Below are 11,939 nucleotides of genomic sequence, written 5' to 3'. Positions count from 1 at the left end.
AGTATACTCACTCCCGGCAGTTTCTTCAATCTCCGCCGCCGACTGTGTGACAGTTTTGTTAGTCGCAGATAGGTCCCTCGCCCGATTTTTGATACCTTCATCATTGGTAAGCTAAAGGTATCAAAGGTGAAAGGAAGAAAAAGAGTTATGATCAAAAAAATACTTGGTGTCCTTATCGGAGCCCTCATTTTATTATTCGGTACCATGCTTTATTCTAAACATTCAACCAGTGAGGTCGCCGGGGTTTTGGATCAACTTAATCCTTTAGTTCCGAAAAGCGAAATCTATGTGAAAACAACGAAGCCCCAATCGGTGGATATCCATGGGGCTGCCAGCTATCAGCAAATTGCGGCAAACAAGGACGGCAAAACACGAACCGTGCAATTTGACGGGATGTCCGAACTCCAGACTAATCGTTACTTGAAGCTCATTAATAAAGGGGCTCACATTGAAACCTATGAAGAAATCCGGCGTGACCAAGTCCCAGAGAAAGCATTAAAAGTAATTGATCCGCGTTAATAGAAACGAAAAAGATTCGCCCGTCAGCTCTGACAGGCGAATCTTTTTTAAAAATCAGCGGATAATAATCGTCGATATTTTGGCGTATCTCGCCATATAAGCAGCTTGGCTTCCGAAAAAATCTCTTATTCTGCTCGTCGATTTCGCTCCGATGACCAGCAGATCTGGCTGGTTTATCGGAATAAATTTATTGACAATCAATTCCCCCGGATTGCCTTCATTGACGATTGTGGTAACACGAACGACCCCAGAGGCGAGCGCTTCCTGTTTGTACTTCTCGCTTCGCTCTCTCAACTCATTCATTTCCTTTTCCCAATAATTCTTATCCAAGGATTGATACACATTGATATTTTTTTCCTCTAATATAGAAACAATAATCAATTCAGCCATCGCCTGACGCGCCTCTTGGATGGCATAACGAAATGCCTTTAGTGCATCTGGACTATCGTCTACACCAACCATAATTTTCTTAAAATTCATCTTCACTCTTCCCTTCTGCTCTAGTTGTTTTCAGTTGCTGGGCATAGCGTTTGTCTCCCTTGTACAGCTCAATAATGGTCCAAATTAGAACGAGCAGAACCAGGACAATGATTCCATACGACAGATTATCAGCGAATTGAAGCTGGCTCGTCGTCGCTGCATCGCCAAAGAATCCTTCAATTTGATTCGGCAAGCCCTTCATATTCAAAAAGATCAGGCCTAAAACTGAGAGCCAGCCCAAGAGTTTTATCAGCCAAGAGTTTTTGAAACGCTCGCCCATCTCAATCCGACTATCGGTAAACATCAGCAGCGGCAGCATCGAGAATGGCAAGGCAAAAGCCAGAAAGACTTGCGAGTTGTTCATCAAATTATTGATCGCGATATGCTCCTCTACGTCGCTTTTCCCACTGGTCATCAACACACAGATCAATACAGGGATAACTGACAGGAGTCGGGTGACCAACCGCCGCAACCAGATTGGCACCCGCATATGAACGAAGCCTTCCATAATGATTTGCCCCGTAAGTGTCCCGGTAATCGTTGAATTTTGTCCCGAAGCCAATAAAGCAATCGCGAAAAGAATCGACAAAATACCTGAACTTGCTACGTGGGCCAAGATGGAGTTGTTCATTACAGTAGGATCTGATAAAGCCTTGAACAGACCGAAAAATGACGGGTCTGCGACACTGCCTGTTTTGAAAACCGCCACTCCCATAATTAAGAGCAGAGAATTGACAAAAAAGGCCATTGTCAACTGAATATTCGAATCCCATTTTGAAAAGCGCAAGGTCCGCGCAATATCTTCCGGATCGTTGTGATTGATTTTTCGACTTTGTACTATCGAAGAATGCAAGTAAAGATTGTGCGGCATCACGGTTGCTCCGATAATTCCCAATGCGCCGGTCAAGGGTGTTTGTCCAGCGACGGGGTGACTCGTTGAAAATGCCTCAGCACTTGGCACCAGTCCTTTGATAACCTCGTTCCAAGCCGGTTTTGACAGTGCTACTTGATAGGCGAAAATAATAAAAATGACGACAATCAATGCTACGACGATTGCTTCGATTTTTCTAAATCCGATTTTAGTCAATAAAAGCAGCAGCAGGACATCAAAAACGGTAATGAACACCGCGATGAATAAGGGAATATGGAACAAAAGGTAAAGAGCGATGGCTCCCCCGATTACTTCAGCGATATCCGTTGCCATGATCGCCAGCTCCGTTAAAATCCACAGAACGACGCCCAATGATTTGCTGGTTCTCGCTCGAATCGCCTGAGCCAAATCCATTTGAGACACGATTCCTAATTTGGCTGACATATATTGCAGCAGCATGGCGATCAAACTAGACATGAGGATGATCGACATCAGCAGGTATTGAAAATTCTGTCCCCCGGTAATCGAGGTTGACCAATTTCCCGGGTCCATATAGCCAACGGCAACTAATGCCCCAGGGCCTGAATAAGCGAATAGAGTTTTCCAGAAGCCCATATTTTTGGGAACCTCGATAGTTCCGTTGATTTCTTCCAGTGACGGTCCGTTTGCATATTCTACTAAGTGATGCTTCGTGTGCGTCACCTTTCTTTTGTTTGGATGCGGATCATTCAATCAAATTCCTTCTTTCAAAAAAAGCTCTTATAATTATTTTAGGCAAACCTAAAATATCGCAGATAACCTTTTTTCGCAATAAGCAGTGGTGCCTAAAAGACCCCAGCTTTGACTTTTTTTGAACTGAAAGTGTTATGTCAGAATGTTCCTTTCTCAATCATAAAATTTTTCCCTAATGTCCCCTCGTTTCTTTTCTGGCCTTACTACTTATTGGGTCAGTAGCAGCTTCAATTACCTTAAAATAGTTATTTTTGAAAAACAAAAATATGAAAAGCGTTCTTTTAATACGCTCTTTTCGTTTTTTTCGTAAAGCCTTTTCGCCTATTCAACAATGTTTGTTTAGTAATTTCAATTTTAAATATATTGTTAAGAAAAAGTATCCAACTATTTTCTTTTATCCAATACCGTTATTATATACTCAGTTAACAGCAGCAAATACCTTGTTAGGTGAGGCTTCTATACAAACATATGCTATTGCGCAGAAACATCGAAAGATGCCAATGTGTAAAACAGGAACTGTCGAATTAAGGCTTTTCTAAATATAGCTAAGGATCTTCTTTACGTTGTATAGTGCTAAAACTCAGACGATGAGAGGACACGAAAGGATAGCCTTCTTATTGTATGTAAGAGGGCTATCCTTTTTGTTAATACAAATCCGTTTTATATCGAAAGGAAGTCTTATCATGAAACGAGCGCAAAAGATTATTTTACTTTGTCTCACAGCGATTTTAATGTGCACCATTTCTGTTTCCGCCTATTTTTTACTCGCCAACCAGCATTTAAGGAAAACGCTGGATAACGGCTATCATCCTATAAAAAATGAGTATCACACTAAGAACAAAAAGGATACTGAAGCCTTTTTGATCATGGGTTTGGACAATACGATCGAAAGAAAGCTGGGTACCACGCGGACTGACGCCATGATGGTCGTCACGCTCAATAATAAGACCAAAAAGATTACCTTCTGCAGTCTGCCTCGAGACAGCTTTGTGCCGATTGATTCAAAAAATTATCACGGCAACCAGCGGATTGAGGCGGCGTACACCTTTGACGGACCGACCGCTTCTATCAATACGGTAGAAAAATTATTGAACATTCCGATTGATCATTATTGCGTGTTCAATTTCTTATCCTTCATTAAGTTCATTGATGCGATCGGCGGAATCGATATTGATGTCCAGCATTCTTTTGACGGTGTGACGAAGGACGGCCCGGGCGCGATTCACTTTGACGAAGGAAAACAACATGTCGACGGGACAAAGGCCCTGTCTTATGCGCGGGAACGCCACAGCGATAACGATATCATGCGCGGATTCCGCCAGCAGGAAATCATCCAATCCGTCGGAAATAAATTAAAATCCAAAGAAGCCGTCAAAAATCTTACAGGTATCATTGATTCCTTTAATAACAATATCCAAACAGACATTACCACCGATCAGCTGCTGGCGCTGATGAAAAACGGCTTGGTTTACAGTGACTACGAAAAGCAGCGTCTCACTTTTGATTGGCGAACCTTCAGCAACCAAGGTCGCAGCATGGTGGAGCTGTATCCAGATAGCATCGATTATGTAAGCCACGAACTGAGAGTGAGTCTCGGGATTGACAAAAAAAATGAACAAGACAAAAAAGGTTTTGTCTTCCATACCGACGGCGACTATCTCTATCAAAGCGACTACTCTGTTCAAGATGAAGCGGCCGAAGACAAGGAATCTACCTCCCTCAACGGCAATACCTACATCGGCACACCAGATAATACAGAAACCGGTGCGCTGCCTACTGTTAAAACTAAAAATGGGTTTGTCCCTTGATAACGACGAAAACAGCGTATAAGTTCTCTGACGGAGACACTCATACGCTGTTTTTATTGTTTAAAATTATTGGCTGCTTAGGGCCGGTCGGCCATTCCCTTTAATTTCTATCTCTTTGAAAATCCGTTTTAGGTCATTTTCGACCGCCTCAATATCAAAAGCATGATGACTGGTTTTATTTTTATATAAATAGAATTCCAGGCTTAAGGCGCTAGGTAAAGCCAGAAAATGAATCGACTCGCTGGCTAACAGCTCCTTTTCAATCGCATGGATCACAAAAACCCCTTTTTTCTCCTTCAGCCATTTATGAATCCCTAAGCTGTCATGGCAATAAAGATAATCAGGTGCAATATTGAAAAAGTTCGCTGTTCGTTGAGTTAGCTGCCGATGCCCTAAATGATCTGTTAAGACAATAAAAGGCATTTTTTCTAAATCTTCGGCGGTTGCCTGCTTCAGTTCATTTTTCACTAGGGAGGCATTGGCGGCCAAGACCATTTTTGAACGGATCAAAGACGTTCGTTCAAATTGTGGGTCCTCCACCACACTGCTGGTGATTACCAGATCGACTTCCTTTTGCTTTAACTGATTAAACAGCTCTAGCGGAGCCGCATTAATATAGTTGATTGTGTAGGATTCATCCCTGCAAGCACACTCCCCCGCTTCGAATATCAAAACTGATTCGCTGATTCCTACTTTAAAGGAAGGCCGATCAATCATTTGATAGAGCGGAAAATGAATTTTCTTGGCCTCCTCAATAATCCGTTTAACAAACGGCAGGATTTTTTCTCCCTCTTCACTTAATACCAATTTCTTCCCATGGCGAAGAAATAAATCGTAGCCAAGTTCATTTTCAAGACTTTTCAGTGCCGAACTTAATGAGGAAATGCCTACATACAGCTCCTGAGAAGCTTTAGAAAGGCTGTTGTATTTAGCGATAAGGTAGAAATACTCTAATTTTTCAATTGACATTTTTTTCACTTCCAAGCACGCAATATTTTAGGTCAACCTAATTTTGCTCTTACTCACCCCAAATAATCAAGGAAAAACATTTGATAACAGAAGTTCTTTAACAGCGATTAACGATTGATTGATATTTTTTTAATAACTTTTTGAACGAAAAACAGGATCATTGATTGAACGCATCAATAGCTGCCCGTTCCAATAATCTGGAAAGCGATTATCCAAAAAGCGAAAAGTCGCAGAAAGCCTTTATTTATACTGACTCTCCCTTTCGAGAAATCAGCCGGCCGCTTTAAGGCAATTGCTTTCTCCCCCTTCACGAGTATGATGGGTGTGCACAATAAAATAAAAATCATATTAGGTGAGGTTACTCTGAAGAACATAGGTTATCGCTCGGAAATGTCGAGAGACAGTAACGAGTAAAGCAGGGATTGTCGAATTAAGGCTTTCCTAAGATAACTAGAAGATCTTTTCTTACGTCTCAGAAAGCCAAAGCTCAATTAACGTGATTTCCTGATAAAACTGTTTATTCGGCGACCTCCTTAATATGATTTTTTAGGAGGTTTTTCCATTGAACGTTTTACGCGCACCATCCAAAGAAAACAGCACACTAAAGAAAGGGATCGGAAATCTTACATTCTTAGTGATCGTAGTGTTGTTTGCATTCATCTTGATCTTCTCTTTGATAAAAATGAATCGACCGCTCCATTCACTGCCCTCAGAAGACTTTTTAGCAACAGCAAGTAAAACCCACGATTTTCTTGCTGCTTCGAACTTAGTTTACTTTTCCATTCGGACAATGTTTCGAATGATTGTCGGGATGTTTTGGTCCTTTCTCTTTTCATTTGTGTTCGGCGTACTGGCAGTGAGATACAAAACTGCTCGACGAATCATTTTGCCCATGGTCAACTTTTTAGAATCCGTGCCGCTGCTGGGCTTCTTGACCTTCACCACCGCTTGGCTGTTGGGGCTTTTCCCCGGAAACGTACTAGGCGCGGAATGTGTCGCGATCTTTGCGATTTTCACCGGACAAGCTTGGAATATTATGTTGACCCTCTACCAAATCATGGAGGTCATCCCCTCTGACTTGTCCAATGTCACGGATCAATTCAAATACAACCCTTGGGAAAAATTTTGGCGCTTAGAGTTTGTTTACGCGATTCCAGGACTGCTGTGGAACGTGATTATTTCTCAAACAGCGGCTTGGTTCGCCTTAGTCGCCAGTGAGCAGGCCTCCGTGGCTATTCCGAAAGACACGACACTTTTCTTACCTGGAATCGGCTCGTACATTCAGATTGCATTGGATCGTGCCGATTTTAAGGCCTGTCTATGGGCTGTCTTGGCACTGCTGCTGAATGTTGTGATTCTCAACTTCTTAGTCTTTCAGCCGTTAGTTCGCGCAACCTATTATTTTAAGTATGAGACCGATGTCGAAAGCTCTGTTCCGCCAAAATCTATTATTTATCGAGTGCTCAAAGAGGCGACATTAACCAAACGCTGCTCCCGTTTTTTCTCGGCCTTCAGTCACTTTTGGATCTATAAACTGCCGAAAATTTGGTATTTCTTAAAGCTGGATCGGCTCTATAAGCTAGTGGCGAGGTTTCGTAATTTCTTTAAAACTCTGTGGTACGTCGGTCTGGCCATCTTAGTGATCGTTTATGCCATCAAGCTCTATCATTTCTTGCCCCATCAAGATTTTGGGATGATCCCGAAATTGACGCTGTATACTACTTTACGGGTTACATTGGCGATGATTGTTGCCGGATTGATCTTTACGCCTTTAGCGATTTGGGTAGCGAGTGACAATCGCCGCTTAAACTTTGTTCAGCCAATCGGTCAAATCCTAGGATCGATTCCATCTAATGTCTACACGCCCTTTATCGTTATTTTTATCAGCATGGGCTTCAATAGATTGGAATGGTGGCTGTTGCCCTTGATTATGGTTGGCTGTCAATGGTACTACTTCTTCAATGTTATCGCTGGTTACTTAGCGATCCCGGACGATATTCGAGATGTCACGAAAATTTTTAAATTATCTAAATGGCAATGGTGGGTAAAATACCTTATTCCCTCCATTTTGCCCTACATCATCACTGCGATTATCAATGCTGCTGGAGCTGCTTGGAATGCCGACATTGCGGCTGAAAGTATTCAATGGGGAAAGAAATCGATCGATGTCACAGGATTGGGCCACTATATTTCCGTCAATGACGGCATCAAAGACAAGTCTGCTCTTGGAACATTGGCGATGTGCTTTATGGTAGGCCTCTGCATTGCCTTCATCTGGCAGCCCCTATATCGAGTGGCTAAAGAAAAATTTCATTATTAAAACGCATCAAAATTTAATAAGCGTTCAAACGAAAGGAGAAGTAGGTTGAAGCCGATTGCTTCAGCTATACAAAATAGAAGAATGGAAAATAACGAATTATTAAACGTCAAATCAGTCTGCAAAGAATTTGAAATTGAAGGACATAAGGAACATTTAAAGGTACTGGAAAATGTCGACTTGACCGTTAAAAACAACGAATTTCTGAGTATTATCGGACAATCAGGGACAGGAAAATCAACCCTGCTAAGAAGTATTGCCGGACTGCTTCAACCAACCAAAGGCGAAATTACATTTGAAAATAAAACCATTACCGAACCAGACGCCAACATCAGCATGGTATTCCAGCATTTCGCCTTATTTCCATGGTTAACTGTAGAAAAGAATATCAGCTTTGGACTGGAAAATCGCGACGATATCTCACGTGAGCAAATGGGAAAACGTGTAAGTAATCTGATCGACATGATTGGACTCACCGGCTTTGAGAAGGCTTATCCCCGCGAGCTCTCCGGCGGCATGAAGCAGCGAGTCGGCTTCGCCCGTGCCTTGGCCATTGAGCCTAGCCTGTTATTGCTGGATGAACCTTTCTCAGCACTGGACATCATTACCTCTAGTCAATTATCCAATGATCTATTGAAAATTTGGCTTGGCAATCAAATTGCCACGAAGTCGATTGTCATGATCACTCATGATGTCCAACAGGCTGTTCAGCTTTCCGATCGTGTCGTCTTAATGGACTCAAATCCTGGCCGTGTGGCGCAAATCTATCAAATCGATATTCCAAGAAGCCAACGATCACCCAAAACAACGATCAACATCGTAGAACAAATTACCACAGAAATGATCCGGCGAATGAAGATTAACAACCTGCGGCATAGATAATCCGAGTATATCTGGTTTGTTTTTAAAGCAAAAAAAATTCAAGTGCGGCTATCACACTTGATTTTTTTATTGCGTCTATCAGGTCAAATCATCCCGCAGCGCGTCAATAATATTTTCTTTTTTGATCTTGTTTACTGCATAAAGCATTGTGATTACTACAATTAAGAATACGCCTAGGATGCTGATCAAAATACTGCTCCAAGGAAATTGGAACGCGATTTCCGCACCACCCTTTGTCATCCCTTTATAAATCAGCCACGAAATAATGCCCGCGATTGGTACGCCCCACAACAATGAACGCGAACCGTAAAAGGCACATTCGATCATCATCATTTTATTAAACTCACGATCAGTCATTCCCACCGAGCGCAGCATCGCCAGTTCTCGCCGCCGCAACTGAATATTGGTCGAAATTGTGTTAAATACATTCGCGATCGCAATCAATGAGATCATCGCGACAAAAACATAGCTGAAAATATTCACCACAAAAATAGTATTGCGATTTTGTTCAAATATTTCATGGAGATTGTAGAGATCATAGGAGGCTGTAACTCCCTCCTGTTCAATGATTTTTCTTATAGTCGCCGTTGAACGCGCGGGCTGTTTTGACAGAAAAGTTAGTCCCATCGTTTGCTCAATCCCGGCAGGAGAAAACTTAGCCTTCATGGCATATGGCGCAATCAGCATAAACACGTAAGGCTGTTTTGCAGCAGGTTGCCGCGGCAGCGTATCTAATGGATAAGTATCGGCAAATTTGACCGAGACCGTTTTCTGCTGGCTTGGTGCAGGTTTGCCATCGATTTCTGGAATTATCGATAATTCCATGCTATCTTTCGCAAACAAATCAATCAGTTCGCTTTTGCCTTTTTCCTGCTCGATTCTTTTCTTAGCAACCGCGATTAGTTTGCTCCCGTCACCTGTGTATTCCTTGACGGGCAAAAAATTCTGCTCCTTGATAAATTTCAGGTATTCTTTGTCTTCGATAAATTGAACATCCACCGCCCGCGTAGTCTGTTCCATTGTTAAATCATTTTCCGATTGACGATAACGAGGCGAAAAATCACTCGTTTTTATTGGACTGGTATAGGAGGCAATGGCTTGGTAGGAGCTTTCCGTAATGCCCGTAACGTTTTGAAGCTTATCATAAAGGTGAAACATTTCGCTCTCCTTCATTTCGGAACTTGTCAAAATAATATCATAGTCCGAATCGACCACCATTTGTTTGGCCGATTGCTGCAAGTTGTTTCCAAACGCCCGTGCCGATACAAATAGAACGACACTCAAAGCTAAGGATAAGATAATTGTTCGGTAACGTTTCTTGTTGCGCTTGAAATTTTTTAAAGCCAGCATGCCCTCTAATCCAAGAAGCCCTTCAGAAAACTTTGTTAGCTTGATTTCATGCGCCGATACCTTCACTTCGTTGGATTGACGAATACTTTCCATCACTGGTGTATTGGCCGCTTTTCTAGCCGGAATATACGCTGAAATCATAATCGTAATCAGACTAATGACGGCCGCCACAATCAACACTGGAATGGACAGTGACAAAACCAGCGGAATATCTGCATATAAAATATTGTTGAAATTTTTCGCAACAAGGGCGATCACGATTTTTATACTTCCGATCCCCACAAATAATCCCACTGGAATCCCTACCGCTCCGATACAAAATCCTTCAAACAGGACAGAGTTTCGCAGCTGCTTGGGCGTTGCGCCAACCGATGCCAAAATTCCAAACTGCCGCATCCGTTCATTTAATGAGATCGTAAAAGAATTGTAAATCAGAAAAACTGAACCTAACATGATCAATGCAACTAAAATCGCCCCGATCGAATAGAGTAATAGGTTGAAAACCCGATCATCCGAAGCTCCCATAAAACGTAAAACATCATCATTAAGTGTGTATGAATGATTCTTGGCGATACTGTTAGCGTAGGAACGAGCTTTTCGCGGATTTTTAAGCGTGACAAAAACACTGAGTCGTCCTCGTTTCTCAGCTTGATCTGCGATCGTCAGCAAGGTATAGCCTGGTGCCATCTTTTCTTCAAAGCCCGGCCGTTCGCAAATACCCACGATTTTATACGATTTCTGTCTCGTCTCTCTCAACGTTTCTTGCTTTTTTCTCGGATTTTCGTAAGGATCATGTTGATTGAGTTGTTTATTGCCTGACACTCGTTCCCCAAGTGACAAAGAAAGTGTTTCTCCGATTGAATATTTCACTCCACCGTTAGCCGCAACGTGGGCTGGGATCACTACCTCATGACCGTTTTTCGGCAATCTGCCGGAAAGTAGTTTTATTGGTAATGTATCAAAGGTCGTTTGATCGAATCCCGCCACAAACAAATAGGGCTTATTCGGATTCTTACCGCCGTCCAACTTGCTATAACCAATATCGGCGAATGACGTTGTCTTTAAGACAGCCTTATTCCGTGCTTGTTGTTTCGCAAAATTCAAATCTGCTGCTAAAAACTCCACATGCCAATCTCCGTATTTTTGCGCCGAGCCCTTTATCATATACTGTTGAAGCGAGATAGCGAACGTCGCGACTGCCGTAATCATAGCAGTCGACAGGATAACACCGATGATCGTCACCAATGTCCGCGTGCGATTCTTCTTCAAATTTTGTAGTGTGACTTTATTGAAGATGTTCATGATTGCATCATCCTCTCGTCACGAGTCACTCGGCCATCGGATATTCCGATGATCCGATCCGCCTGCAGCGCGATCTCCTCATCATGGGTCACAACGATTAGCGTTTGACCATATTTTCGATTGCTCAATTTCAGCAAATTGATAATTTCGTGTCCATTTTTACTATCTAAACTGCCCGTTGGTTCATCCGCCAATAAAACTGCTGGTGCATTCATTAGTGCCCGACCAACTGAAACCCGCTGCTGCTGCCCGCCGGATAACTGATTCGGCAAATGCTCCTTTCGTTGACTCAAGCCTAAAAGCTCCAGTAATTCAGTTAGACGTCCTTGATTCACTTTACGCCTGTCCATCAAGACCGGCAGCATGATATTTTCCACCACATTTAGCGTCGGAATCAAATTGTGAAATTGATAGATCAGTCCGACTTGGCGCCGGCGAAAAATCGCTAGCTTTTCATTATTCTGCGCATACACATCTTGTCCATCCAGATATACTTTTCCACTGGTAGGTATATCCACTCCGCCGATCATATGCAGCAGCGTCGATTTTCCAGAACCCGATGCGCCGATGATTGCCGTAAATTCACCTTTTTCGATCGTCAACGACACATCATCCAGCGCGACGACTTGATTCTCCCCTTTGCCATAAACCTTGCTGAGGTGTTCGATTTTCAACAGCTCCATACTATGAGCCCCCTTCCCTATGGTTC

General features: G+C 42.6%; 9 protein-coding genes and 2 riboswitches. Of the genes, 4 read left to right on the top strand and 5 right to left on the bottom strand.

The genetic code is table 11. The features are described 5' to 3' along the window. The first annotated feature begins 147 nt into the window (after positions 1 to 147). On the top strand, positions 148 to 519 hold the full coding sequence (locus I585_RS10690) for a YxeA family protein (protein ID WP_010741786.1): 372 nt from the start codon (positions 148 to 150) through the stop codon (positions 517 to 519). 54 nt (positions 520 to 573) lie between these two features. Here I585_RS10690 and I585_RS10685 read toward each other — a convergent pair whose 3' ends face one another. Together I585_RS10685 and I585_RS10680 are read right to left on the bottom strand one after the other, a co-directional pair. Continuing rightward, positions 574 to 999 carry a universal stress protein gene (locus I585_RS10685; RefSeq protein WP_010741785.1) on the bottom strand — a complete coding sequence of 142 codons (426 nt, stop codon included), beginning with the start codon at positions 997 to 999 and terminating at the stop codon, positions 574 to 576. Beyond that, on the bottom strand, positions 989 to 2,572 hold the full coding sequence (locus tag I585_RS10680) for an Nramp family divalent metal transporter (RefSeq protein ID WP_034709095.1): 1,584 nt from the start codon (positions 2,570 to 2,572) through the stop codon (positions 989 to 991). Before I585_RS10680 ends, I585_RS10685 begins: the two co-directional genes overlap by 11 nt. 462 nt (positions 2,573 to 3,034) lie before the next feature. After that, positions 3,035 to 3,202: riboswitch (M-box (ykoK) riboswitch) on the top strand. 83 nt (positions 3,203 to 3,285) lie between these two features. On the opposite strand from I585_RS10680, the gene I585_RS10675 reads away from it, so the two are divergent. After that, complete coding sequence (locus I585_RS10675; RefSeq protein WP_010741783.1) at positions 3,286 to 4,410, top strand: LCP family protein; 1,125 nt, start codon at positions 3,286 to 3,288, stop codon at positions 4,408 to 4,410. A gap of 66 nt (positions 4,411 to 4,476) precedes the next feature. On the opposite strand, the gene I585_RS10670 is transcribed toward I585_RS10675, so the two are convergent. After that, positions 4,477 to 5,379: a LysR family transcriptional regulator gene (locus I585_RS10670; RefSeq protein ID WP_010741782.1), complete on the bottom strand. Its 903-nt coding sequence runs from the start codon at positions 5,377 to 5,379 to the stop codon at positions 4,477 to 4,479. A gap of 337 nt (positions 5,380 to 5,716) precedes the next feature. Beyond that, positions 5,717 to 5,885, top strand: a riboswitch (M-box (ykoK) riboswitch). 56 nt (positions 5,886 to 5,941) lie between these two features. Here I585_RS10670 and I585_RS10665 point away from each other — a divergent pair. Both I585_RS10665 and I585_RS10660 read left to right on the top strand, forming a co-directional pair. Beyond that, the gene (locus I585_RS10665; RefSeq protein WP_010741781.1) at positions 5,942 to 7,699 is read left to right on the top strand and encodes an ABC transporter permease subunit; all 1,758 of its coding nucleotides are present in this window, start codon (positions 5,942 to 5,944) and stop codon (positions 7,697 to 7,699) included. 81 nt (positions 7,700 to 7,780) lie between these two features. Continuing rightward, a complete protein-coding gene (locus I585_RS10660) occupies positions 7,781 to 8,578 on the top strand; it encodes an ABC transporter ATP-binding protein (protein WP_034709093.1) in 798 nt (265 codons plus the stop codon). Positions 8,579 to 8,656: 78 nt separating this feature from the next. On the opposite strand, the gene I585_RS10655 is transcribed toward I585_RS10660, so the two are convergent. Next, complete coding sequence (locus tag I585_RS10655) at positions 8,657 to 11,230, bottom strand: FtsX-like permease family protein (RefSeq protein ID WP_010741779.1); 2,574 nt, start codon at positions 11,228 to 11,230, stop codon at positions 8,657 to 8,659. Next, complete coding sequence (locus tag I585_RS10650; protein ID WP_010741778.1) at positions 11,227 to 11,913, bottom strand: ABC transporter ATP-binding protein; 687 nt, start codon at positions 11,911 to 11,913, stop codon at positions 11,227 to 11,229. Before I585_RS10650 ends, I585_RS10655 begins: the two co-directional genes overlap by 4 nt. Positions 11,914 to 11,939: the final 26 nt, after the last annotated feature.

This window comes from Enterococcus malodoratus ATCC 43197 (genome assembly GCF_000407185.1).
Classification (GTDB): domain Bacteria; phylum Bacillota; class Bacilli; order Lactobacillales; family Enterococcaceae; genus Enterococcus_A; species Enterococcus_A malodoratus.
Note: the sequence above shows the minus strand (reverse complement) of the source record. Positions and strands in the feature narration are given on the sequence as shown.

Coding starts and splice junctions, on each gene's coding strand:
- I585_RS10655 (WP_010741779.1), bottom strand. CDS start 11,230: ATGAACATCTTCAATAAAGTCACACTACAAAATTTGAAGAAGAATCGC.
- I585_RS10670 (WP_010741782.1), bottom strand. CDS start 5,379: ATGTCAATTGAAAAATTAGAGTATTTCTACCTTATCGCTAAATACAAC.
- I585_RS10675 (WP_010741783.1), top strand. CDS start 3,286: ATGAAACGAGCGCAAAAGATTATTTTACTTTGTCTCACAGCGATTTTA.
- I585_RS10660 (WP_034709093.1), top strand. CDS start 7,781: ATGGAAAATAACGAATTATTAAACGTCAAATCAGTCTGCAAAGAATTT.
- I585_RS10690 (WP_010741786.1), top strand. CDS start 148: ATGATCAAAAAAATACTTGGTGTCCTTATCGGAGCCCTCATTTTATTA.
- I585_RS10650 (WP_010741778.1), bottom strand. CDS start 11,913: ATGGAGCTGTTGAAAATCGAACACCTCAGCAAGGTTTATGGCAAAGGG.
- I585_RS10685 (WP_010741785.1), bottom strand. CDS start 999: ATGAATTTTAAGAAAATTATGGTTGGTGTAGACGATAGTCCAGATGCA.